Origin of the sequence: Sandaracinus amylolyticus (assembly GCF_021631985.1) — a bacterium.
In the GTDB taxonomy this organism is placed as follows: Bacteria; Myxococcota_A; Polyangia; order Polyangiales; family Sandaracinaceae; genus Sandaracinus; species Sandaracinus amylolyticus_A.
Window position 1 is genome coordinate 8300718 of record NZ_CP070225.1, and the last position, 24931, is coordinate 8325648.

Genomic DNA, 24931 nt, shown 5'->3' on the forward strand with positions numbered 1-24931 from the left:
CCCCGGGGCTGCCGATGCTACGCCGATCCGCTCGGGTTGGTGCCCGACCTCGGGCTCACTGCTCGAGCCGCCACCGCGTTTCGTCCGCGAGGGCCTCGAGCATCCTCGCGATCGCCGCGTCGCGCCGTTCGATCGGCCACGCCATCGAGAAGCCCACGCCGGTCAGGGTCGAGAGATCGAGGGCGTAGATGTCCCGACGGCGGATCGGCTGCGGTCCCTCGAGCGGTGTCGGGTCGTCCACCGCGAACCAGCCGCCGTCGAACGTGATCCCGAGCCCATCCTCCCACCGGTCGACCTGGCCGACCTCGGCGTCGTCGTCCAGCGCACGCCGCAGGAACGCGCGCAGCTCCGGGATCGCCAGCGTAGTGCGGGTGACGAGGCGGTCGGGTGCGCGGGGACGCCGAGCCAATGCACCGCGTTCCGCGAAGAGCCGCGCCGCGAGCTGCCGCGTCTCCGGCGCGTTGGGATGCGCGAGGATCGGCCAGAGCTCGTATGCGCCGTCGAGGTCGGCCAGCCCCGGCCATCGCGCGTATTCGCGTAGCAGCGCGCGATCGTCGAGCGCGGCGACGATCGTCGGCGCGCATCCGCACCACTCCGCACGGATGCACGCGCGACCGAACGGCCGCAGGGCGCGCGTCGCGGCATCGAAATCCCACTGCAGCGCGGCGCCGACGAGCTCGCAGGCGTGGCGCTCGCGGTCGTCGGCCAGCGCGTCGGAAGCACGACGGACCATCTGCTCGGTGATCGTCGGATCGATGTCGGCCCGTAGCGGCTCGCCGCGCATCGGTGCATCCGGCGAGACGCTCCGCGGGATCCACGGCAGCGCCAGGCTGCTCTCGAGTCGCGCGCTCCGCTCGCGAGACACGATCCACTCCGCGGCCTCGGCCCACGCGAGCGACCCGGCACCGTCGTCGGCGAGGATCCGCGCCCTTCGTCGTTCTGGAGGCAGTCCGCGCGTCAGCTCCCAGAGGCGCCGCATCGCCGCCGCGACCCGGGCGCGCCCCGAGGGCCCGCGTGACGTGAGATCGTCGCCGGTCGCGACCACCTCGAACCCCGACGACTCGAGGATGTTGGCGAGCGCGGTGTACGCCGCTTCGTGCACGGCGAGCACCGTCCGAGCCGGCACGAAGTCGCGCCAGAAGTGCACCGAGCGAGTGAGACGGTCGTCATGCTCGAGCGTGTCGAGCAGCGCCGGGATCGCCGGCTCGCCGACTCGGATCAGCGCGTCGACGATCGGATGGCGTGACAGCGAGACCCCGCCCGGCTGTCCGTACTGGCGCTGCGCGACGTCCTCGAGCGCCGCGATCAGCGCGGGCACCAGCTCGGCCGGAACCGGGCCTTCTGCGGGGACCTCGGGCATCACGGGGCGCGACTGCCGGGCGCGGCGCTCGAGGTCGGCGAGCAACGGCTCGATCTCTTCGAGGTACTCCCAGTATCCCAGCTGCTCACCCGTCAGGGTCCGCTGGATCTCGCGCCACTCCGCCGCGACGACCCGTGCGTCGGCGAGCGCGAGACAGTGATCGCCGCGCATGTGGGCCGTGATGGCGCGCTCGAAGTGCAACGCGGCCGACGCCGAGTACGCAGCGCCGCCCTCGAGCCACTGCCTCGCGACGCGCACCGCGAGCTCGGGGTGCGTCTCGCTCAACGCGACCACCGCGAGCGCGGGGGCGCATCGCTCGTTCAGTGCACGCTCGAGATCCCAGTCGCGGTCGGCGACCGGGATCGCCTGCATCTCCAGCAGCGCTTCGCACGCCGCCGCGAGGTCCACGCGCGGTCCGACCGCGTACGCGAGCCACCAGAGCCCGTGCACGAGCACGAACGGCGCGCCACCGCTCGGGTCACGTCGCACCCAGCCCGCGGTGCGGCGCGGCGAGCCTTCGACGTGCCACACGTCGTTGTCCCAGACCTCCACTTCGCGCAGCTCGAGCGCCCAAGGGTCGAGGCTCGTCCCGACGATCGCCTCCGAGATCACCGCCGCGCGCTCGGCATCGAGCCCCGGCGGCGGCGTCCACGGCGCCTCCCGCGGCGGCACATCGGGCACCTCGGGCGTGCACGCCACGGGACCGAAGACCGTCCAATCCGATGCTTCCGGCGCTGGCTCCGAGGGCTCTGGCGCTGACTCCGAGGGCTCTGGCGCTGGCTCCGGCTGCACGACCGGGCTCACCGGCGGCGCACCACACGCGCCGAGCCACACCAAGAGCGCGCCTGCTGCGCGCTTCACGCGACCTCGGCGACCTCGGGGTCTGCCGTCTCGTTCGGGCTCACCGTGCTCGCGTAGTGCTCGCGCAGCACGCGCGCTCGGGCCTCGTGCATCGCGCGATGGGTGAACGTCAGCGCGCGCTCGCGCGCGATCGTGCCCATCCGCTCGAGCTCGCCCACGTTGCCGTGCGCCCACTCGAGCAGCGCCGCGAGCTCGTTCGCATCGCCGCGTGCGTGCAAGCGCCCGGTCACGTCTTCGTCGACGAACGCCGCCACGCCCGGCGTGTCCGATGCGAGCACCGGCAGCGCGCGCGCGTACGCGTCGAACAAGATGCGCGGCTGCTCGTCGCCCAGCTGCGGCACGAGCACCGCGTGGTACGCGTCGAGGAACCGGAAGAACGGCTCGCCGTACGACACCGGCTCGAGGAAGCGCAGCTTCACGACCCGCAGTCGCTGCGCAGCTTGCTCGAACGCGCTCCGGCGATCCCCGACGCCGATCACGTCGACGTGCACCGTCTTGCCCTGCGCCTCGAGCTTCACCAGCGCGTCGAGCAGCACGTCGGTGCCCTTCTCGCGCAGCAGGCGCGAGGGATACACGAAGCGCGGCGTCTCCCCGCGCTTCTTCTCCCAGACCCGCGCCGCGTCCTCGCGGGTGAGCACGTCCTTCTCGTCGATCCACGCCGCGGGCGTGATGAACGCGCGCCCGCGCGGCTTGGTCGAGAGCTCGCGCCGATAGCCCTCGTGCGTGAAGAACGTGAGGTCCGCTCGGTTCACGAAGAAGCGCCCCAGCGCCTCGGTCGTGAGCGCCCGCAGCACGTGCACCGGGCGCTCGGCGCCGGTCCCCGCGATGCGCCACGGCGTGCTCTCCACCACCAGCACCAGCGGCTTCTGCTGGGCGATCGCCATGAAGTTCGCGATCCAGCCGATCGGGTAGGGCCAGCCCACGATCCCCGAGTGCACCAGGCCGGCGTCGCGGATGCCGCGGTGCAGCGCCCGCACGGTGCGCGGCAGCGCGAGCAGCGCCGTGCGCACCGAGGGCGTCCACGGCAGCTCGGCGATCTCGAGGTGCGTGCCCTCGGGCACGTCGATGCGCGCGAGGTCGATCCCCGCCGCGTCCTCGATACCGCGCACCGGGCACGCGAGGCGCACGTGCGGGATGTAGTCGAAATGACGCACCAGGTCGCGCTGCCAGAGGCGGTCGGCGTAGAGCCGGCCCGCGGCGTCGCGATAGAGCGGAATGAACGTCAGAAGCAGATAGGGATCGGACATCCCGCTCTCACGGTCGAGCGCGTTGTGTGACGTTCGTGGAGGGTACACGCAAGCCGCGGAGATTGCTCCGAGGTTCGAGGTTGCGTCCCCTGCGTGCGAACCCCACGCTCCGCCCCTCGCGATGGAGCATTTCCTCGATCGGCTCCGCTCCGATCTGGTCCGGCGGCACGGAAAGGGCGTGTTGCGCGAGCCCGTCGATCGCGTGGCGGAGCAGATGGGCGAGGGCCCGGGCGCGGCCGCGCTGCGCAGCCTCGGCACGGCGACCGACGAGAGCTTGCTCGGGCCGGTGCTCGAGAGCCCCGCGGTGCACGAGCGCTTCGACGAGATCGGGCCCGCGGCCCGCAGCGCGCTGCACGCGTCGTTCGGCGCGTGGTCGCGCGACCGCCAGAAGAAAGCGCGCGCCAGCGAAGGGCGCATCAGCGACGTCGCAGAGCACGAGCTCGTCAGCTGGGCGCGCCGGCTCGGCGTCGAGGAGCGCCTCGACGATCCGGTCGCGCAGATCGCGCGCTTCGCCGAGGGCGGCAGCTGGGTCGCGGACGCGCTGCGCTTCGGGATCGCGGGCGACGTGCGGCGGGCGGCGCTGGGCCGGACCAGCGCGCGGGGAATTCCTCCCCACGAGCTCGCGGCGGCGGCGCGCAAGTACCTCGAGGCGTGCGCGGCGGACGCGGCGCAGCACGCGCGGCGCGAGATGTTGTGGCGGCAGACACCCGCCCAGCCCGCGCTGGCGCGGCTCGCGGAGTCGCTGCGCCGGATGGAGATGTCGCTGCGCACCCAGAACGGCGGGATCGCGGCGCGGGTCGGGCGCGACGCGGTCACGCTCGATGCATCGGTGCCCTGTCTCTCGCTGGGCCGCACCGACGAGACGTGGGACGGGCGCGAGCTGAAGCTCGTGCTCGCGGGGCACGAGCAGGGCGAGCTCGCGTTCGAGCCGCCGCATCCCTCGCCGCGTCGCGCCCTCGCGCTGGTGCGGGTCGCCCTCGACGCGGTGCACGACTCGTCGAACGCGCTGCACGCCCCGCTCACCGAGGCCCTCGCGATGCCGACCTGGAAGCGGCTCGTCGAGAGCATCGAGGAAGAGCTGATCGCGGCCGACGAGCGCGAGGTCGAGACCCGTGTCGTGTTCCGCGTCGCGATGAGCGAGACCGGTGCGCCGGTGGTCGACGTCGCGGAGCAGCGTCGCGGCGCGCGCGGTCGGTGGACCAAGGGCTCGCGCATCACGCCGGGCGCGGCGCTCGCGAGCAAGCACCCGATCGGTCCCGCGGAGGCGCTCGCGCTGCGCGCGCTCGGCGACATGTACCGCCCCAGCGCGTCGGCCGAGGCGCTCTTCGCGCTGGTCGGTCGGCCCGACGTGGTGTCGGAGCGCGGCGCGCCGCTCGAGGTGCGCCGGGTGGAGGCGCGCTTCGCGCTCGCCGACGAAGTGGGCGGCGTGCGCCCCGCGCTCGCCCTCGGCGAGGCGCGGATCCCGGTCGAGATCGCGGCGACGCGGGTGCGCGATGCGAGCTGTGTCGCGCACGTGATGCTCGAGCGCGGCCTGGTGCTGGTCGCGGCGATCGATCGTGATCTCTCGCGGCTGGTGCTCGCCGCGTCGCGCCACTCCGCGGTGGTGCCCGACGCCGAGCGCGCCGCGATCCTGCCGCTCGTCGAGCGGGTCGCGGCCCGGGTGCCGGTGACGCTCTCGGCCGCGCTCGAGCGCGAGGTCGCGCCGCTGGCGCCCGTGCTCTTCGTGCGGATCGTGCCCGACGAGTCGGGCGCGAGCGTGGAGATCCGCACCCGTCTCTCGCCCTCGACCAGCGCGAGCGCGGGCGTCGGCGCGACGCTGGTCTCGGTGCTCGGAGACGGCACCGCGGAGCCGGTGCTGCGCCGCCGCGACCTGGGGCGCGAGCTGCACGACGCGCACGAGCTCGCGCGCGCGATCGGGCTCCCCGAGGAGCAGACCCACGCGCACCTCGCGACCGAGGACGAGCTGCTCTCGCTGATCGCCGCGCTCCACGCGCATCCCGACGTCGAGGTCGAGTGGCCCGAGGACACCGCGTCGCGCGCTCGCTACGTCGGTGCGATCGGGCGCGGCGGGCTGCGCGTCAGCGTGAAGAGCGCGGCCGAGTGGTTCGGGGTCGACGGCGAGGTCGAGATCGACGGCGAGATGGTGAAGCTCGCCGAGCTGCTCGCGCAGGTGCGCGCCGGGCGGCGGTTCGTGCGGCTCTCGCGCGGTCGGTTCGCGCTGATCGAGGCGGATCTGCGGGCGCGCCTCGAGCGCGCCGCGGACGTGGTGTTCGAGACCAAGCGCGGCCAGCTCGCGGTGGTGCCCGCCGCGGGCGACGCGCTCGAGTCGCTCGCCGACGACGGCGCGCTGCGCTCCGACGAGGCGTGGTCGCGCATCCGCACGAAGCTGCGCACCGGCGCGCTGGGCGAGATCGCGGTGCCCGAGACGCTGCACGCGACATTGCGCGACTACCAGCGCGCGGGGTTCGCGTGGCTGGCGCGGCTCGCATCGGTCGAGGCGGGCGCGGTGCTCGCCGACGACATGGGCCTCGGCAAGACGGTGCAGGCCCTCGCGCTCCTCGCCCACCGCGCGAGCGACGGGCCCGCGCTGGTCGTCGCGCCGACGTCGCTGGGCGACAACTGGCTGCGCGAGGCCGAGCGCTTCGCGCCCTCGCTGCGAGTGCGCCTCCATCGCGGTCCCGCGCGCCACGCCGCGCTGGAGAACGATCCGCCGCGCGCCGGCGACGTGCTCATCGCGAGCTACGACGTGGTCGCGCTCGACGAAGACGCGCTCACCGCGCTCGACTTCGCGACGCTGGTGCTCGACGAGGCCCAGGCGATCAAGAACCCCGAGGCCCAGCGCACCAAGGCGGCGCGCGCGCTTCGGGCCCGGGTGCGCATCGCGCTCACCGGCACGCCGCTCGAGAACCGGCTCTCCGAGCTGTGGAGCATCGTGTCGGTGGTGCATCCCGGACTGCTCGGTCCCTGGGAGCACTTCCGCGCGCGCTTCGCGCAGCCGATCGAGAAGGACGGCGACAAGGCGCGCCTCGCCGCGCTCTCCGAGCTGGTGCGCCCGTACCTGCTGCGCCGCACGAAGGAAGTCGTCACGCCCGAGCTGCCGCCGCGCATCGAGCTGGTGCGCGACGTCGAGCTCTCCGATGCCGAGCGGCGCCTCTACGACGCCGAGCGCACCCGCGCGATCACCGCGCTCGCGGGCGCCGACGAGTCGCAGCGCTTCCGCGTGCTCGCGTCGATCACCCGGCTGCGCGAGCTGGCGTGCGACGCGTCGCTGGTGGTGCCCGACGCGAGCGTCGCGTCGTCGAAGCTCGCCTCGCTGATGGAGCTGATCGACGAGCTCGAGGGTGCGGGCCGCAAGGTGCTGGTGTTCTCGCAGTTCGTGCGCCTGCTCGAGAACGCGGCGTCGCTGCTGCGCGCGCGCAAGACCAGCTACCTGCAGCTCGACGGCTCCACGCCGGCGCCCGAGCGGGCGCGCCGCGTCGAGGCGTTCCAGCGCGGCGAGGCGACGGTCTTCCTGCTCTCGCTGAAGGCGGGCGGCACCGGGCTCAACCTCACCGCGGCGGACACCGTGGTGCACCTCGATCCGTGGTGGAACCCCGCGGTCGAAGATCAGGCGAGCGATCGCGCGCACCGCATCGGCCAGGACAAGCCGGTCACGATCGTGCGCCTCGTGACGAAGGACACGATCGAGGAGTCGGTGCTCGCGCTGCACGCGACCAAGCGCGAGCTCACGCGCGGTGTGCTCGAGGGCGCCGATGCCGCGGGCGCGCTGAGCGCGGTCGAGCTCGTCGATCTGATCCGCGGCGGCGTCGAGCGCGACGTGCGCCGCAGCCGGACGCTCTAGACGCTCGCCGCGAGCGCGTCGTGCTCGGCGCGGGTGTGCGGCAGGTCGAGGTGGAGGAGCGCGAGCTCGCGCGCCAGCCCTGCTTCCTCCTCGCGTCCCGCCGCGCGCGCCAGCTCGAGCGCCAGCATCACCTCGCGCGCGAGCATCGTCTCGCGATAGCCATCGCGGCGCGAGGTCTCGAGCCCCGCGACCAGCCGCGCGCGCATCGCGTCCCAGCGGCCCAGCGTCGCGTCGACGGCTGCGTGCACCATGCCGACGCGCACCGCGAACGCGTGACGTCCGTGTCGCTCGAGCGTCTCCTCGGAGCGCGTGAGCACCTCGTCCGCGAGATCGGGCCGTCCGTTGCGCGCCCACGCCATCCCGAGCACGACCTCCGCGAAGTGCTGCTCGGTGGAGCGCACCGATCGATAGAGCGCGATCGACTCCTCCGCGGTCGCGATCGCCTCCTCGAGCGCGCCGCGCGCGAGCGCGATCGCGGCCTCGCCGAAGCGCACGTGGGCGAGCGCGAGACGGCTGCGATGCGCGATCGCGATCTCCTTCGCCCGCGCGTACGCTCGCGCCGCCTCGGCGATGTCCTGGCGCGCGAGGTGCGCGAAGCCGATCGCCCAGTAGAGGTGCAGCGCGAGCCGCGGCTCCACCTGCCGCGTGGCGAACGCCTCGATCAATCGGAACCGACCGAGCGCGTCGTCGAGGTGCCCGGTGAACGCGTCGAGCCACCCCAGCAGCCAGACCGCTTGGCCTGCGCTGATCAGATCGCCCTGCGGGAGCAGCGCGTCGTGGGCCTCGGTCAGCGCGATGCGCGCCGCCTCGACCTGGCCGCTCCGACTCTCGACCTCGGCGCGCCGCAGCAGCGCGAGCGGCGCGAGCGCGTCCCACCCCGGCAGCGCGCGTCGCGCCGTCGTTCGATCTGCGAGCTCGAGCGCCGCCGGGTAGTCGCCGATGCTCCGCAGCGTGGCCGATCGCGTGAGCCAAGCGCGCCCCCACAGCGGATCGTCGTCGGCGATCCCCGCGCGATGGGCGCACGCATCCGCGAGGTCGAGCAGCGCGAGCGAGGTCGCGGCCTCCGACTGCACGCGGCGGTTGTGCGCGCTCTCGATCAAGAGCGGCACCGCCTCGCGATCGCGGCCCGTCTCGGCGAGCAGACGGCCGAGCCGCTCGCCCGCCTCCGCCGCTCCGGCCTCCACCCGCTCGCGCAGCAGCCGCTCGATCACCACGACCTGCGCGTCGCGCCGCACCGCCTCGACCGCGGCGCGCAGCACGCTCTCCCGCAGCATGCCGTGCACGAACGCGAGCCCGCCTCCCTCGCGCCCGCGATCGATCAGCCGCGCGCGCGCCAGCGCCGCCGCGAGCTCGCGCGGCGAGGGCAGCCCGGCGAGCTCGCACGCCCGCGCCCACTCGGCCTCGTCGACGTGGTGCCCCAGCAGCGCCGCGATCTCCAGCGCCTCGCGCTCCCCCGCGGGCCGGCTCGCGAGCAGGCGCTCCACCCGCGCGATCCACACGCCGTGGAGATCGTCGGGGAGATCCACCCGCGCCCCGGGCCGCAGCGCGAACCCCTCGGCGCGCACCTCGAGGATCTCGCGACGCACCCAGTCGCCGACGAGCTGCTCCGCGAACAGCGGATTGCCCGCGGTGCGATCCACCAGCTCGCGCGCGAGCCCGGGCTCGAGGCGCAGCAGATCCTGCACCAGCGTGAGCTGGTCCTCTTCGCCGAGCGGCGCGATCGCGAGCACACGCGCGTGCGCGTCGTGCTCGAGCGCCGCGATCGCCGCCGCGGTCTCGGGCGCGACGTGCAGCGCTTCCTCCTGCACCGTCGCGATCACCAACATCGGCGGCGCGTCGGCGTCGCGCACCAGGTTCGTCAGGAGGCGCGCGGTCTCGTCGCCCCACTGCAGATCGTCGAGGCCGAGCACCAGCGTGCGCTCGCGCGCCTCACGACCCAGCGCGCGCGTGAGCGCGTACCCCACCGCCTCGCGCTCGCTCGCCTGCGGCGTGCCCGGCTCGCACGCGACCTTCGCGAGCAACGCGAAGAACGCCTCGCGCTCCAGCGCGTCGACCTCGCCCTGCGTCGCGAGCAGCGCGTCGATGCGCGCGCGCAGCCCCTCGGGGCTCAGCCGCAGACACCCGAGATGGCGCGCCAGCGCGGGCGCGAGCCCGTCGAGCGGTCCGCGCTCCGGCCCGTGGGTCGCGAACAGCGTGCTCGCCACCCCGAGCTCGTGCGCGCGATGCAGCACCCACCGCAGCAGCCGGCTCTTGCCGACCCCGCTCGCGCCGCGCAGCACCACCACCCGCAGCGTGCGCCGCTCGTGCACGTCACCCAGCGCCTCCCACACCGCGTCGCGCGCCCCGTCGCGATCGACGAGCGGGATCTCCCGCGCGCCGTACAGCGAGAGCCCGGCGCCGACGAGCTGCATGCGCGACGGAGGCGCACGCTCGGCGCGCCAGTGCGCGGGGAAGGGCAGCTTCGGCGGCGGCGGCGCCGACCGAGGCACCGCGCCCGGGCCGGGCGGCGGCGGAGCCTGGCGCACCGGCGAGGGCGTGAGCGGCGCGTCGAGCACCGTCGACGCCGCGCGTGCTCGGAGATCGGGCGTGCGCACCGACGACGCCGCGCGCGAGCGCACCACCTCGAGCGTGCTCGCGACGGCACGGCTCGCCGGGCGCGACCACACCCGCTCGCTCGCGCCGCGCGTGCCCGCGATGCGCTCGAGCGCCGCCGCCGCGTCCGCGGCGCGACGAAACCGCAAGTGCACGTCGGAGCGCGCGAGCTGCGCGATCCACGCCCGCCCGTCCTCCGGCACTTCGACATCGGCCGGCAGCGGCGGGAGCTCCTGCGTGATGTGCGCGACGAGCACTCGATGCGTGTTCCCCGCGAACGGCTCGACCCCCGCGAGCAGCGCCCAGATCGTGCACCCGAGCGAGTACAGATCGGTCCACGGCCCGAAGTCGCGCCACTCTCCGCGCACCTGCTCGGGCGCCATGAACCCCGGCGTGCCGGCGAGCGTCACCAGCCCGTCGGAGCCCATGTCGCCCTCGTCCAGCTCGCCGCCATCGAGCGCGTGCGCGATGCCGAAGTCGGTGAGCAGCACCTCCGCGCGCGTCCCGTCCTCGCAGCCCGACACCAGCACGTTCGCGGGCTTCAGATCGCGGTGCACCACCCCTCGCGCGTGGGCATGGGCGAGCGCATCGAGCAGCACGCGCGCGACGTGCACCACGTCGCTCCACGCCATCGGCGCGTGGGCCGCGAGCGAGCCGCCCTCCGCGAGCTCCATCGCGATCCACGGGCTGCCCGCGACGTATTGCCCGTCGCTCGCGCGCGCCTCGTCCGCCGAGAGCGTGCCGAAGTCGAGCACCGTGACGATCGCCGGATGATCGAGCGCCGCGAGCCGCTCCGCCTCCCTCCGGAACGCCGCGACGTAGCGAGGCGAGAGCGAGCGCGCGCCGCGCAGCACCTTCACCGCGACGGGCACGCCCTGCGCGACGTGGACGGCACGCCACACCTCACCCATCCCGCCGCGCCCGAGCAGCTCCTGCAGCGCGAACGGACCGATCGCGAACGCCCGCCCAGTCACCCGACCGAATCTTGAGCGGAGCTGCGCGCCGCGGCGAGCGCCCCGTGCGCGGTTGGTGCCGATCGCCGCACTCGCTCGCCCGGAACGGGCGCCCCGACGCGGCGCCGTTCTTGCGACCCGGCTCGCAGGACGATGGACAACGAGACCATCTGCCGCGACCTCCGCCGGCACCACGTGATCGGCCGCGGCCACGATCGCGAGCCGCTGGTCGACTACGCGGTGCTCGCGACGACGTTCCTCACGGTCACGTCGACCGCCGTCGTCTCGGCGCTCCGCCGCGACGCGCTGCCTCGCGAGCTGCCGCTGCGCGACGCGCTCCTGCTCGGCCTCGCGACCACGCGCCTCACGCGCCTCTTCACGCGCGAGAAGGTCACGCGCGTGGTGCGCGCCCCGTTCACCGAGGTGGAAGAGGGCGCGAGCCCCGACGAGGTGAAGGAGCGACCGCGCGGCGACGGCTGGACCCGCGCGCTCGGCGAGCTGCTCACGTGCCCGCGCTGCTTCGGCATGTGGGCCAGCGCTGCGCTCTCGATCGCCTACGTCTTCGCGCCCGGGCCCACGCGCTTCGCGTCGGGCCTGCTCACCGCCGCGCTGGTCAACGACTACGTGAACCTCCGCTTCGCGAAGGCTCGCCGCGCCGCTCACGCGTAGCGATAGGGCCCGCCGCGCTCGATCGCGCGCCGGTACGCCGGACGCGCGTGGATGCGCTGGAGGAAGGCGCGCAGCTTCGGGTGCCGATCGAGCGCGAAGCGCTGGGCCGCGGCCTCGATCGGGAAGCTCATCTGCACGTCGGCCGCGCTGATCTCGTCCCCCGCGAACCAGGTGCGCAGCGCGAGCTCGCCCTCCATGAAGTCCAGCATGCGCGAGACGTTCGGCTCGACGTACGCCTGCTCCACCTGATCGGCGATCCGTCGCGCGATCGGCTTCGCGATGAACGGCATCGGCGCCTCGCGGATGCGATCGAGGATCAGCTTCACGAGCAGCGGCGGCGTCGCCGAGCCCTCGGCGTAGTGCATCCAGTACGTGAAGCGCAGCGCGTCCGGGGTGCCCGCGGCGGGCCGCCATCGCTCCTGCCCGTAGCGTTCGACGAGATACTCGAGGATCGCGCCGCTCTCGGCGACGGTCACGCCGTCGTCGGTGATCACCGGCACCTTCCCGAGTGGGTGCACCCGCCGCAGCTCGACCGGCGCGAGCATCGTCTTCGGGTCCCGCTTGTAGTGCTGGATCTCGTAGGGCACGCCGAGCTCCTCGAGCATCCAGAGCACGCGCTGCGACCGCGAATCGTCGAGATGATGAACGGTGATCACGCGCGGACCATAGAGGTCAACGAGGCCGGAGCACGACGTTGTCGATCGACACGTTGCCCGTCGTCGTGATGAACAGCGTCGTCACGTTCGTGATCTCGTGCGGGAACACCGTGCCCCAGTACGTCATCTCGCCCGCGATCGGCACGCCCGTCGGGTACCGCGTCCACGCCGTCGTCGGCACCGTCAGCGTGCTCGAGACCCAGATCTCCACGTTCGTCGGGTCGGCGCCCGGGATCGCGCTCACGTGCTCGGGGTCGGTGTCGTGGCGCACCCGATAGTCGATCGACACCACGTCGAACGCGCGCCGATCGCTCAGCCGCACGTACACGCCCTGGAGGATCGCGCCGAACCCGTGCTGGTTCTCGTAGGTCGTCGTGTTCCCCCACGCGTCGGGCGGATCCCAGTCCTGCGGGTACAGGTGGGTGTGCCCCGCGGAGATGAACGCGTCGGGCGCGCCGTAGCGCTCGATCGCCCAGTTCTCGAGCCACGTCGCGTTGCGCTCGATGTGCGGGTTCGGCGGGCGGATCTCCCCGCCCCCGTCGTACGCGCCGTCCATCCGCGGATCCCAGGTCACGACGCGCAGCTCGCTCGTGTCCGGCAGTCGCACCTCGACGCGCGTGCAGCTCGGCATCGTGCAGTGATCGCTCGCGCCGCTCCAGAACGGCACTCCGTCGCGCAGCACGCGGAACCGGTACGAGCCGTTCGTGAGCCGCAGGTGCGCCTCTCCCGCGGCATCGGTCTTGTCGGCGACCGGCGTCGCGCGCTCGCCCTGGAACGCGCGCACCGGCAGCGCGGTCGCGATCGGCACGCCGCGCGCGTCGAGCACCCGCACCACCACGTCGACGGTGCACGGCGCCGGCACGCTCGAGCACACGCCGGTCGCGGGCTCGCACGTGCCCGCGCCGTGGCACGTGTCGATCGGCGGGCAGGTGATCGCGTCGCCGCCCACGCACGCGCCCGCCACACATCCATCGACGCGCGTGCACCGATCGCCGTCGTCGCACGACGTCCCGTCCGCGCGCGGCGCTCCGAGCACGCACTCGCCGCTCCGGGGGTCGCATCGCCCTTCGCGGCACGCGTCGCCGGCGCACACCACGCCCTCGCACGGGTCCATCCACGCGTCGTGTCCCGCGTCCTCGCGCGCGCCGGCATCGTTCGGCGACGCGTCGATCGCGACCATCGCGTCGATCCCGATCACGACACCCGCGTCCCGGTCTCCGCCGTCTGCCGCCGTCGCGTCCATCTCCGGCGCCCTCTCGGGCGCTGGCCCACAGCCGCACGCGAACCCTGCGATCACAGCGAACCACGCGTACCCACGAAGCTTTCGCACGCGCCTCATCTCGTCGCGCGACGAGCCCGCTCAAGGTGCGCGCCCCGACTTGATCCCCTCGGAAGGTGCCTATCTGCGCGTCGGTCCGTGTACGACGGAGCGCGGGGCGACCGCGCCCAGGAGATGGCTGAGATGGGCTCCATACCGCGCGACCGCGCGATCGACGGCTCCCTCGCGCTCCTGCGCGAGGGCTATCTCTTCCTGCCGCGTCGCTTCGAGCGCCTCGAGACCGAGGTCTTCGAGCTGCGCCTCATGGGCATGCGCTTCATCGCGATGCAGGGTCGCGACGCCGCCGCGCTCTTCTACGATCCGACGCGCTTCGTGCGTCGCGGCGCGGTGCCGATGCTCGTCCAGCGCACGCTGCTCGGCGAGCGCGGCGTGCAGACGCTCGACGGCGACATGCACGCCAAGCGCAAGCGCATGTTCATGTCGCTCATGTCGCGCGACCGCATCGACGTGCTGATGAGCGAGATGTGGAGGCAGTGGTACGCCGCGCTCGATCGCTGGCAGCACCGCGACCAGATCGTGCTGCTCGAGGAAGCGCAGGACGTGATGTGCCGCGCCGCGTGCGCGTGGGCGGGCGTGCCGCTCGAGGAGCGCGAGGTGCGGCTGCGCGCCGAGGACTTCGGCGCGATGGTGCACTCGTTCGCGACGATCGGCCCGCGCCACCTCGCCGGTCGCGTGGCGCGCTCGCGCACCGAGCACTGGATGGGCGAGATCATCGAGCGCATCCGCCGCGGCGAGCTCCGCCCTTCGCCGACCCAGGCGTCGTACATCGTCGCGTCGCACGTCGACGCGAACGACCGCCCGCTCGACGAGCACGATGCGTCGGTCGAGCTGATGAACGTGCTCCGCCCGATCGTCGCGATCGGCACCTACGTCACGTTCATCGCGCACGCGCTGCACGCGCACCCCGATCACCGCGCCGCGCTGCGCGAGCCGGTCGACGAGACCACGCGCGCCGAGCGCGTCGAGGCGTTCGTGCAGGAGGTGCGGCGCTTCTATCCGTTCACGCCGTTCCTCGGTGCGTGCGTGCGCGAGGGCTTCGAGTGGCGCGGCCACCAGTTCCCGAAGGGGCGCCGGGTCCTGCTCGACGTGTTCGGGACCGATCACGATCGCCGTCTCTTCGAGGACCCCGACGCGTTCCGTCCCGATCGCTTCCGCGCGTGGCAGGGCGGTCCCTACGACTTCATCCCGCAGGGCGGCGGCCGCTACGAGACGGGCCACCGCTGCGCGGGCGAGTGGGTGACGATCGAGGCGATGAAGGTCGCGCTCGCGTTCCTCACGCGGGCGATCGACTTCCGGTTCGCGCCGCAGGACCCCCACATCGATCTCTCGCGCATCCCCACGCTGCCGCGCAGCGGGATGCTCCTCAGCGACGTGCGCGCCGTCTCGAGCGAGGCGCCGCGCCCGCCGGTCACGCGCCCCGACGGCGCCGCCGCGCGGGTCTGAATCGCGGCGCAACGCTTCTTCACGCGCCTGCACGCACGAGGTTCACCCGGGCTCGGGTAACGTCGTGCGCCATGCCCCGTCGCGCCGCAATCCCGAGAAGACCAAGCGCGCCGCCGCGCATCCGAAGCGCCCCGGCGAGAAGTGCGAAGCCGCGCCCGGCGCGTTCGTCCCGCGGGTGAATCGCTCGCGCTGCGAAGGAAAGGGCGACTGCGAAGAGGTCTGCCCCTACGACGTGTTCGAGGTGCGCCGCATCGACGACGCGGACTTCGCCGCGCTCGGCCTGCTCGCGAAGCTCAAGAGCGTCGCCCACGGGCGCCAGACCGCGTACACGCCGAACGCGGATCGCTGTCGCGCCTGCGGCCTCTGCGTCGTCGCCTGCCCGGAGCGCGCCATCGATCTGATCAAGGCTGGATGACGACCCAGGTCGGGCCGCGCTGCTCGAGCCACGAGAGCGTGTGGCTCGCGCCGGTCGCGAGCTCGACGACGCTCAGCACGTGGGTCTGCGCGTGCGCGGTGATCGCGTGCGTTCCGTCGGGCGTCACCGCGACGCTGATCAGGAACCCACCGCCGCCGATCGCCGTGGGCACCGGCGCGCGCTCGGGCTCGCGGGCCGACACCCGCACCAGCTGCTCGCGCACCGACGTGGTCAGCAGCACGTCCTCGGTGCCCGGGATCCACGCCGCGCCGTAAGGGATCCCGCCGCTCAGGCTCGGCATCGCGACCACGGTGGGCACCGCGGGATCGGTCACGTCGACGACCGCGAACCCGAGCCGCATCGAGGTCGCGACCACGAAGCGATCGGTCCCCGGCACGAACGCGACGTCCGAGGGATCGAGCCCGACCACGATCTCGCCGGTGAGCGTGCCCGCGACGTCGCTCGTGCGGAACACCCGCACGCCGTCCGAGCCTCCGAGGCTCACCACGCCGATCGATCCGTCGTCGCTCAGCGCGACCTGCTCGGGGCGCGGGCCGACCTCGACCTCCTCGACGAGGGTGCGCGTCGCGAGATCCACGATCGCGAGGCGCTCCCCGCGCGCGTCGCTCGTGCCGAAGCACGCGACGTACGCGCGCGCTCCGTCGGGCGCGATCGCGATGCCCATCGGCGCGTCGGTCAGCTCGATCTCGCCGAGCACCGCGCGCGCCTCGAGGTCCACGACGAGCAGCGCGTGATCGGGTTCGTCCGACATGAACCCGGGCGCGACCGCCACGACCGCGGTGCGCCCGTCGGGCGCGACCTCGACCTCGAGCGGCCCCGGCGCCCACGCCGCGAGATCGATGCGCCCCACGATCGCCTCGTCCGCGCTGCACCCCGGATCGAGCACGCGCTCGAGCCCCAGCAGCGTGAGCGATCGGCTCATCCAGTCCGCCGTGACCACGAGGCGCGAAGGATCGGCGCTCGCGACGCACGGCACCTCCGCGTCGATCACCACGCCCGCGTCCTGCCCGCCGCGCGCCTCGCCCCCACACGCGCCGAGCGCGAGCGCCGCGACGATCCATCCCCCACGCCGCATGCGCGGGAGGATACGTCAGCCGCGCAGCGCGAGGATCGCCGCGAGGACCACGATCGCCGCCAGCGCCGCGAGCGCGATCCACCGCCCTCGACGGTCGTGCATCACCGGCAGCGACTGCGTCGTCTTCGCCGCCGGTGCGTCCTCGGCGAACGTCGCGAGCTCGTCGGCCAGCGCCCGCACCGAGGGGAAGCGCGCGTCGGGGCGCCGCTCGAGGCAGCGCAGGATCACGCGCTCGAGCGCGTCGGGGATCTCGGGGCGCCTCGCGCGCGGCGCCCGCATCCGTCCCACCAGGACGTTCGCGTAGACCTGCGCGGTCGTGGTCCCGGCATACGGCACCGCGCCCGTGAGCAGCTCGTAGAGGATCACCCCGAGCGACCACACCTCGCTGCGCGCCTCGGCCCGCGATCGATCCTCGAGCTGCTCGGGCGCCAGGTAGCGCGGCGCCGCGCGCGCGATCCCGAGGTCCATCACCTTCACGCGCGATCGCCCGTCGGGCTCCTCCGCGCAGAACAAGCTCGCGGGCTCGAGGTCGCGGTGCGCGATCCCGAGCTGGTGCGCCGCGTCGATCCCCTCGCACGCCTGCCGCACGAGGCTCGCCGCGTGACGCACGCCCAAGGGCTCTCGCGACTCGCGTAGCAGTGTCTCGACGTCGCGCCCGATCAGGCGCTCCGTCACGACGTAGGGCGCGCCGCTCGCCAGCTGCCCGACGTCGCGCACCTTCGCGACGTGCGCGCTCTCGACGCGCATCCGCGCGCGCGCGTCGCGCACGACGCGATCACGCGCCTCGCGATCACCTCCCAGCGTGGGCAGCACGACGTGGATCGTCACGTCCTCGCGCTTCCGCAGATCGCGCGCCGCGACGACGATCGCCGCCGCGCGATCGCCGATCATCTCGTCGATGCGATAGCGCCCGTCGAGCGGCGATCCCGCGCGCTCCTCCGCGCGCTCGGGCGATCCGAGCGTCTTGCGCAGCTCGAGCTCGGACGCCGTCCGTCGCGCGAGGATCGACAGCGCATCGAGCTGCGACGGCGCGAGATCGCGCGGCACCCGATCGAGCACGCAGAGCGTGCCCACGCGCGCTCCGTCCGCGAGCTCCAGCGGCACGCCCGCGTAGAAGCGGACGAAGGGCTCGCCGAGCACCAGGGGGCTCGTCTGGAAGCGTGGGTCACGCGTGGTGTCGCGCACCACCAGCATCGGCGCGTCGGGCTCGATCGCGTGCGTGCAGAACGAGATCTCGCGCGGCGTCTCGCGCGCGGTCACGCCGACGCGCGCCTTGAACCACTGCCGCTCCGCATCGACGAGCGTGATCAGCGCCATCGGTGTGCCGCACAGCTGCGCCGCGAGGCCGGCGAGGTCGTCGAACGTCGGCTCGGGCGGAGTGTCGAGCACATCGAGCGCGACCAGCGCCGCGACGCGCCCACGCTCTTCCTGCTGCGGACCACGACTCGTGCTCAACATCGATCACCGTCGGGCGCAGGTCTCATCGTCCCGAGGAACACGACGGCAACCCTAGCGTAGATCGCGCGACGTCCGGGCCCGCGGCGCGGCGCATCCCTGTCGGGGATCCTCCCGACGGACCTCGCGCACGCCGTCGTGGATCCTGGCTCCCCGGGAAAGCGAGTCATGTCGGGTCCGATCGAACGCAGGAGGCAGCGTCAGGAACGCACGACGGAGCCCGAGATCCCCGCGCGAGGCAGCAGCTCCGCACCCCCGCCCGAGCGCAAGCGGGAGAGCGGCGTGAGGCGCGCGCGCCGCAAGCGGGACCCGGTTGTCGAAGAGCTCGTCGAGTCAAAGACGCGCCGCGATCCGCGACGCGAGGAAGGTTGAGCGCACCGATGCCCCAGCCGCGACGAACGCCCACGCGAGACCCCTCGCGCGATCGCGACCCGCATCATCGTTCCCCGATCCGCCCGGTCGAGGGCGGCACCACGATCCACGGCCGCGTGCGCGACACCGTGCCCGACGGCCCTCCGGCTCGCCCCGCGCGCCCGACGACCAAGAGCGGCATGCGCCCCCGCCGCGCCCGCGGCGGCGTCACCGAGATCGACGCCAGCTCGCACGGCAACGACCCGCGCCGCGAGCGGTGAGACCCCGAGTCGCACCGGTGAGACTCCCGAGTCGCACCGGTGAAACTCGCGACGTTCACCGCGCGGCGAGGTGCCCGGGCTCGCCCTTCACGATGCGCGTGTCGCGCGCCTGCGCGGGATCGGCCTCGGGGTGATCGATGTTGAAGTGCAGCCCGCGGCTCTCGCGGCGCACCGTCGCGCACGACACGATCATCTCCGCGACGTCCGCGATGTTCCGCAGCTCGAGCAGATCGAGCGTGACGAGGTGCTCCCAGTAGTACTCGCGGATCTCGTCCTTCAGGAGCGCGATGCGCCGCGCCGCGCGCCGCAGCCGGCGATCGCTGCGCACGATGCCGACGTAGTTCCACATGAAGCGCCGCAGCTCGTCCCAGTTCTGCGTGACCACGACCGCTTCGTCGCTCGGCGCGGCCTCGCCCACGTCCCACTCGGGCACGTCGGGGAAGCGCGTCTCGGTGCGGGCCCCCGCGAGCGCGCGCGCCGCGCGATGCCCGTAGACCAGCCCCTCGAGCAGCGAATTCGACGCGAGACGGTTCGCGCCGTGGAGGCCCGAGCACGTGACCTCGCCGATCGCCCACAGCCCCGGCACGGTCGAGCGCCCGTCGAGATCGACCACGACGCCGCCGCACATGTAGTGGGCCGCGGGCACCACCGGGATCGGCTGCACCGCCATGTCGATGCCGAACTTGAGGCACTCCTCGTAGATGTTCGGGAAGCGCTCGCGCAGGTACGACGCGTTCTTGTGCGTCATGTCGAGCATCACGTGCTCGGCGCCGGTCCGCTTCATCTCGAAGTCGATCGCGCGCGCGACCACGTCGCGTGGCGCGAGATCCTTCATGTCGTGGTGACGCGCCATGAACGCGTCGCCGTTGGCGAGACGAAGGATGCCGCCCTCGCCGCGCAGCGCCTCGCTGATGAGGAACGACTTCGCCGCGGGGTGGAACAGGCAGGTCGGGTGGAACTGGAAGAACTCCATGTTCGAGACCAGCGCGCCCGCGCGATACGCCATCGCGACCCCGTCGCCGGTCGCGACGTCGGGGTTCGACGTGTAGAGGTAGACCTTCCCCGCGCCGCCGGTCGCGAGCACGGTCGCGCGCGCCGCGATCGTGTGCACCGCGCCCGCGACGTGATCGAGCACGTACGCGCCCGCGACGAGGTGCGGCCCGCCGTGCTTCGAGAGATCGATCAGGTCGATCGCCATGTGGCTCTCGAGCACGCGGATGCTCGGGTTGGCGCGCACCGCTTCGACGAGCGCGCGCTGCACCTCGCGCCCGGTCACGTCGCCCGCGTGCACCACGCGGCGCGCGGTGTGCCCGCCCTCGCGCGTGAGATCGAGCGGCATCGCGCCGGTTTCGTCGACCGAGCCCGAGTAGCCCACCGCCGCGTCGAACTGCGCGCCGAGCGCGATGAGCTCGCGGATGCGCGCCGGCCCGTCGCGCACGACCATCTCGACGACCTCGGGCTTGCTGAGCCCGTAGCCCACCCGGAGCGTGTCCCCCGCATGGGCCTCGAAGCTGTCGTGCGCCGGGTCCATCACCGCGGCGATGCCGCCTTGCGCCCAGTTCGTGTTCGAGTCCGAGAGCGCACGTTTCGTGACGACGATCACCTGGCCGTGCTTGGCCGCCTCGAGCGCGAACGTGAGCCCGGCGACACCGCTGCCGAGCACGAGGAAGTCACACGAGATTCGCATGGGGGTTGCAGCCTACCCTAGGGCCGAGGCGCGCCAAGGTCGCGTGGCCCAGGAATAGCTCGGTCCACGCGCTCCGTTCTCTGGCCTGCTCGCGCGTGGCCGGATACCCTCGATCGGTCGTTCACGAAAGATGCGTCGCTCGATCCTCGCTGCCGTCGCGCTGATCCTCGCGATCACCGTCGTGCCCGTCGCCGCGCCAACGTCCGCGCGCGCCGACATCTACACCTACACCGACGAGAACGGCGTCATCCATTTCACGAACACGCCGCCGCGACGACGTCGCGGCGTGCGCGTCGCCATCCGCGCCCGCGAGCCGCGGCCCGACGACGCACCGCGCGCCTCGATGGGACCGCGCGACACGTCCCCCGAGCGCTACCGCCGCTACGACGCCTTCATCCGCGAGGCCGCCGCGCTCTACCGCCTGCCCGAGGCGTTCATCCGCGCGGTCATCCGCGTCGAGAGCGACTACAACGTCGGCGTCGTCTCGCGCGTCGGCGCGCAGGGCCTGATGCAGCTCATGCCCGGGACCGCCGCCGGCATGGGCGTGCGCGACGCGTTCGATCCCCGCCAGAACATCCTCGGCGGCGCGCGCTACCTGCGCATCCTCGCCAACGACTTCTCGGGCGATCTCATCCTCACGATCGCCGCCTACAACGCGGGCCCCGGCGCGGTGCAGCGCCACCGCGGCGTGCCTCCGTACGACGAGACGCAGCGTTACGTGCAGCGCGTGCTCGGTTGGTACTGGCAGTACCTGCAGGCCGAGAGCGCGTCGCGGTGACGTCTCGGATCTTCCTGCTCGCGTTCGCGCTCGCCGGCATGTGCACCTCGCCCTATTCGAGCCGCATCCGCGCTCAGCACGCCCAGGAGTTCGGCTGCCAGGAGCGCTGGGTCCAGGTCCAGGAGACCGACGTCGAGGGGCGGTGGACCGCGACCGGCTGCGGATTCCGCAGCGAGTGGGCCTGCCAGGAGCGCGCGTGCCGGATGCGCGACTCCGGAAGTTACGGCGTCGACGCGCCCTGACGCGGCGGCCATCATCCTCGCGTCATGGGTGGGGCCAGGCGAGGGTGCGGGATCGTGCTGGGCGCGATCGTGGTCGCGCTGACCGCGGGGATCTGCGCGTACGTGTGGCTCTATCAGATCGATCGTGTCGTCGGCACGTTCGGCACGTACGCGCTCGACGAGGGGCACGTGCTGGTCGCGCATCGACTGCGCACCGGCTGGCTCTGGTGGGAGCCCTCGGCCGAGCTCGAGGTGCGCGACCCGCGCGGCGCGAGCCTGTGGACGGTCACCGTCCACTCGTCGCACCACGAGATCGGGCTCTTCGCGCGCGACGGCGAGATCATCGTGGTGCCCGACGGCGACGACTCGCTCGTGGTGCTCATGGTCGACAACGGCCTGCGCCTCTTCGACACGCCGTCCCGCGGATCGCTGGTGCGGGTGCGCGACCTCGGCGACGTCGTGCTCCTCACCGAGCGCGACGAGTCCTCGTTCACCACCGCGATCCGCGCCCTCGATCGCGTCACCGGCGCGACCCGCTGGACCCACGCCGACGTGCACTACGCGTCGTACGACGATCCCCACGGCAACGAGCTCGGCGCGTTCGGCGCGGCGGAGATCCAGATCGGGAACGATCTGCTCGATCGCGTGAGCGGGACGCGGCGCGAGCCGATCGATGCGCGCGCGTGGTGCCGCACCGATCACGACGCGGTGTGGATCGCGCCCGACGGAGCGGTCCGGCGGCGCGCCCCGGGCGGTGAGCCCGCGACCGTCGTGCCCCGCGGCGCGTGGGACATCGTGCGCTGCGCCGGCGACGCCGAGACGCTGCTGATCGTGCTCTCGCGCCGTCGCGGCCGCGCGATCCCGAGCGCGACGCCGCGAGCGAGCGAGCCCGGGCTCGTGCCGGTCGCGATCGGCGATCTCCGCGATGGCGACGACACGGTGGTCCTCGCGCTCGCGCCCGATCACGCGCTGCGCTGGGCGCGGGTGATCACCGGCGACGCGGCGAGCGTGTGCCTGCCGGTCGGTGCGCCGGCGGGCGTGTGGCGCGTGGACTTCTGGGACGTCGCGCGCGCCCCGCTGGGGATCGAGCTCGCGACCGGCGGGCTCGCGAGCGCGCCGAGCGGCGCGCGCTGCGTGTTCTACGAGCACTTCCCCGAAGGCTGAGCGCACAGCGACGGCGCAATGCTCCGCCGGCCCGCGGGCTTTTTCGCGGCGCGGCCGGCGCACGTGCTTGACGTGCGCTCGACCCGCGCGTAACTCAGGCTCGCGTTACGCGACGTCGCGCCGGTGGTGGGCCGCGTCCGCGTCGGGGATCAGGGGAGGACGGCGATGTCGATCGAACGTGCGCGGCTCACCGCCGCGCGGTGGGTGTCGTGTTGCCTCGCGCTCGCGCTGAGCGCGTGCGCGGGGACGGATCGCGGCGCGGACCTCGAGGTCGCGGCGATCGCCGAGGACGAGCAACGCGCGAGCGCGGTCTACGTCCTCGAGACCGGCCACTGGAGCCAGTACGTCTATCACGGCATCACGCGCGAGAGCTTCTGGGTCGACCTCGCGGTGCGCAACGACGCCTACGCGAAGGAGGTCGGCATCCTCTGGACGACCGATCGCTGGATCACCTCGCAGCGCGCGATCGCGGTCTACGAGGGCACGTTGCCCGACGGGCGCGAGCGCTGGGGCGTCGACGTGCGCGACTTCGCGACGCGCGGCTGGGGCCGCGAGCCCGAGGTCGAATTCGCGGCGTTCGTCGCGATGAACGGGCAGACGCACTGGTCGCCCTTCCGCAACCACTACGTCTATCGCGGCGTCACCTCGTCGAGCCCGGTGCGCCTGCTCTCGTCGCGCATCGCGTGGGACGGCTCGGTCGCGTCGCTCGAGGGCACGGTGCGCTCGCTGCGCACCGCGCGTCCGCGCCGCATCTTCGTGCGCTACACGCTCGACGGCTGGGCCACCTGGAGCGAGGCCGAGGCGACGCCGAGCGAGGGCGAGCACGCGTTCGCGATCCCGCTCGCGATCGATCCTGCGCGCACCGAGGAGGTGATCTTCGCGATCCGTCTCGAGCTCGACGGAGAGAGCGCGTGGGACAACAACGCGGGCGCCGACCATCGGCATCCGCTCGCGCCCGTGGTGCACGCGTCGTTCGTGAACGCGCCGAGCTACGCGGTCGACGGAGTGCTGGTGCTGATGGGCAACGCGCGCAGCGCGTTCCCGGTGGACGCGGTGCGGGTGCGGCTCGACGAGGGCGCGTGGGAGTCGCTGCCGCAGGGTGAAGATCTCGCGCGCGGTCTCGCGGCGTTCTCGACGGCGGGCACGTTCCGGCGCGTGCTCGAGACGCGCGGTCTCGCGGCGGGCCCCCACACGCTCGCGGTCGAGGTGTCGGCGGGGCCCTTCGTGCGCTCGCCCTCGACCCTCACGGTCGACGTCGCGGACGCGCTCGCGTCGATCGGCTCGCACCGGCTGCCCGAGTCGGATCGCGGCACCGCGTGGGACGTCGATCGGGACCACGACGGTCGTGTGGTCATCGCCTACGACCGCGGCGTCGCGCGGCTCGACGAGCAGGGCGCGCTCGAGCTCACGTTCGAGCCCTACGACGGACCGGGCCGGTTCGACGACGTCGAGGCGACCACCCAGTACGTCTACGCGCTCTCGAGCCCGCTCGTCGTGCGCTACGAGGCCGCGACCGGCGCGCTCGATCGCAGCTTCGGCATCGACGGCGCGCTCGATCTCGGCGTGGTGCTGACCGGCGAGAACGCGCTCTGCTACGCGTCGCAGATCGCGGCGAGCGACGACGCGCTCTTCGTCACCGACAGCTGCAACGCGCGCGTGCTGCGCCTCACGCCCGACGGTGTGCTCGACGGCGTGGTCGCGCTCGGAGACGGGCTCGGCTACGCGAACGTGCAGCACCCGGTGCTCGCGACCGACGGCCTCTGGGTCTGGCGCGAGCGCCATGCGGGCTCGGACTTCGTGCGCGAGCTCGTGTCGATCGACCCGACGTCGCTCGTGGTGCGCACCGTCGTCTCGCTCGATGCGCGGGTCACCCAGAGCGCGGGCGGGGTCGGCGTGGGCGACGACGCGTTCTGGGTCGTCGCCTACGACGGGATGCTGCTCCAGCTCGATCGCGACGGCGCGCTGCGCGCGGCGTGGGTCGGTGGCGACATGTACGAGCCGTTGGTGCCCGGGGTGATCAACATCGGGGCCCACGTCGAAGTGTTCGCGGACGGCAGCGCCGAGGTGCTCTCGGTGCAGACCGCTTCGCTCGAGAGGTTCGCGCCGACTCGTTGAGCGGCGACGCGACACGACGCGGCCGGCGTGGGTCCACACGCCGGCCGCGTCCTTTTTCGTGCGATCGCACGTGCGCCGGCTCCCGCCGTCGGTCATGGACCCCAGCGCGCGACGATGACGTCCTCGGAACGACCCCGCGATCCGCTGCACGGTGTGACGCTCGCGATGATGCTCGAGCGGCTCGTCGACGAGCTCGGGTGGGACGCGATGGGGCGCGCCGTCGACATCCGCTGCTTCACCCACGAGCCGAGCATCGCCTCGAGCCTCAAGTTCCTGCGCCGCACGCCGTGGGCACGCGCGAAGGTCGAGGCGCTCTATCTCGACGTGCTCGTCGCGCGCCGTTCGCGGCCGCGCTCCTGACCACGAGGCACGAAGCCCCGGCGCGCTCGCGCGCACCGGGGCTCCGC

General features: G+C 73.3%; 18 protein-coding genes. 10 read left to right on the plus strand and 8 right to left on the minus strand.

What is annotated here, in order from left to right:
• Nucleotides 1-55: 55 nt before the first annotated feature.
• Together I5071_RS35120 and I5071_RS35125 are read right to left on the minus strand one after the other, a co-directional pair.
• Nucleotides 56-2059 (minus strand): hypothetical protein, encoded by a 2004-nt coding sequence (locus tag I5071_RS35120; RefSeq protein ID WP_236517707.1) that lies wholly within the window; start codon nt 2057-2059, stop codon nt 56-58.
• Nucleotides 2060-2217: 158 nt separating this feature from the next.
• Entirely contained in the window at nt 2218-3468 is a 1251-nt protein-coding gene (locus I5071_RS35125; RefSeq protein WP_236517708.1) for a glycosyltransferase, read from the minus strand.
• A 181-nt stretch (nt 3469-3649) separates the two neighbouring features.
• Here I5071_RS35125 and I5071_RS35130 point away from each other — a divergent pair, with 181 nt between their 5' ends.
• On the plus strand, nt 3650-7309 hold the full coding sequence (locus tag I5071_RS35130) for a DEAD/DEAH box helicase (protein ID WP_236517709.1): 3660 nt from the start codon (nt 3650-3652) through the stop codon (nt 7307-7309).
• On the opposite strand, the gene I5071_RS35135 is transcribed toward I5071_RS35130, so the two are convergent.
• Nucleotides 7306-10875, minus strand: coding sequence for a serine/threonine-protein kinase PknK (locus I5071_RS35135; protein WP_236517710.1), 3570 nt, complete (start codon nt 10873-10875; stop codon nt 7306-7308). The genes I5071_RS35130 and I5071_RS35135 overlap by 4 nt on opposite strands.
• A gap of 132 nt (nt 10876-11007) precedes the next feature.
• On the opposite strand from I5071_RS35135, the gene I5071_RS35140 reads away from it, so the two are divergent.
• Nucleotides 11008-11523, plus strand: a complete 516-nt coding sequence (locus I5071_RS35140) for a DUF1360 domain-containing protein (RefSeq protein ID WP_236517711.1) — start codon at nt 11008-11010, stop codon at nt 11521-11523.
• On the opposite strand, the gene I5071_RS35145 is transcribed toward I5071_RS35140, so the two are convergent.
• Both I5071_RS35145 and I5071_RS35150 read right to left on the minus strand, forming a co-directional pair.
• A complete protein-coding gene (locus I5071_RS35145) occupies nt 11514-12179 on the minus strand; it encodes a glutathione S-transferase family protein (protein ID WP_236517712.1) in 666 nt (221 codons plus the stop codon). The genes I5071_RS35140 and I5071_RS35145 overlap by 10 nt on opposite strands.
• A gap of 16 nt (nt 12180-12195) precedes the next feature.
• Complete coding sequence (locus I5071_RS35150) at nt 12196-13422, minus strand: hypothetical protein (RefSeq protein ID WP_236517713.1); 1227 nt, start codon at nt 13420-13422, stop codon at nt 12196-12198.
• Between the two features lie 219 nt (nt 13423-13641).
• Here I5071_RS35150 and I5071_RS35155 point away from each other — a divergent pair, with 219 nt between their 5' ends.
• Together I5071_RS35155 and I5071_RS35160 are read left to right on the plus strand one after the other, a co-directional pair.
• Nucleotides 13642-14961, plus strand: a complete 1320-nt coding sequence (locus I5071_RS35155; RefSeq protein WP_236517714.1) for a cytochrome P450 — start codon at nt 13642-13644, stop codon at nt 14959-14961.
• Nucleotides 14962-15025: 64 nt separating this feature from the next.
• A complete protein-coding gene (locus I5071_RS35160) occupies nt 15026-15376 on the plus strand; it encodes a 4Fe-4S binding protein (RefSeq protein ID WP_236517715.1) in 351 nt (116 codons plus the stop codon).
• Here I5071_RS35160 and I5071_RS35165 read toward each other — a convergent pair.
• Nucleotides 15363-16472: a YncE family protein gene (locus tag I5071_RS35165; RefSeq protein ID WP_236517716.1), complete on the minus strand. Its 1110-nt coding sequence runs from the start codon at nt 16470-16472 to the stop codon at nt 15363-15365. The two genes, I5071_RS35160 and I5071_RS35165, sit on opposite strands and share 14 nt — an antisense overlap.
• 15 nt (nt 16473-16487) lie before the next feature.
• A complete protein-coding gene (locus I5071_RS35170) occupies nt 16488-17930 on the minus strand; it encodes a protein kinase domain-containing protein (protein ID WP_236517717.1) in 1443 nt (480 codons plus the stop codon).
• Nucleotides 17931-18307: 377 nt separating this feature from the next.
• On the opposite strand from I5071_RS35170, the gene I5071_RS35175 reads away from it, so the two are divergent.
• Nucleotides 18308-18559: a hypothetical protein gene (locus I5071_RS35175; protein ID WP_236517718.1), complete on the plus strand. Its 252-nt coding sequence runs from the start codon at nt 18308-18310 to the stop codon at nt 18557-18559.
• A gap of 55 nt (nt 18560-18614) precedes the next feature.
• Here I5071_RS35175 and nadB read toward each other — a convergent pair whose 3' ends face one another.
• On the minus strand, nt 18615-20246 hold the full coding sequence (gene nadB / locus I5071_RS35180) for an L-aspartate oxidase (protein WP_236517719.1): 1632 nt from the start codon (nt 20244-20246) through the stop codon (nt 18615-18617).
• Between the two features lie 130 nt (nt 20247-20376).
• Between nadB and I5071_RS35185 the strand changes: the two genes are divergently transcribed.
• The 5 genes from I5071_RS35185 to I5071_RS35205 all read left to right on the plus strand — a co-directional run bounded on the left by I5071_RS35185 (nt 20377) and on the right by I5071_RS35205 (nt 24884).
• Nucleotides 20377-21024 (plus strand): lytic transglycosylase domain-containing protein, encoded by a 648-nt coding sequence (locus I5071_RS35185; protein ID WP_236517720.1) that lies wholly within the window; start codon nt 20377-20379, stop codon nt 21022-21024.
• Nucleotides 21021-21266: a hypothetical protein gene (locus I5071_RS35190; protein WP_236517721.1), complete on the plus strand. Its 246-nt coding sequence runs from the start codon at nt 21021-21023 to the stop codon at nt 21264-21266. Before I5071_RS35185 ends, I5071_RS35190 begins: the two co-directional genes overlap by 4 nt.
• A 24-nt stretch (nt 21267-21290) precedes the next feature.
• Entirely contained in the window at nt 21291-22409 is a 1119-nt protein-coding gene (locus I5071_RS35195; protein ID WP_236517722.1) for a hypothetical protein, read from the plus strand.
• Nucleotides 22410-22574: 165 nt separating this feature from the next.
• A complete protein-coding gene (locus tag I5071_RS35200; protein WP_236517723.1) occupies nt 22575-24524 on the plus strand; it encodes a carbohydrate-binding protein in 1950 nt (649 codons plus the stop codon).
• Between the two features lie 114 nt (nt 24525-24638).
• On the plus strand, nt 24639-24884 hold the full coding sequence (locus I5071_RS35205; protein ID WP_236517724.1) for a VF530 family DNA-binding protein: 246 nt from the start codon (nt 24639-24641) through the stop codon (nt 24882-24884).
• Nucleotides 24885-24931: the final 47 nt, after the last annotated feature.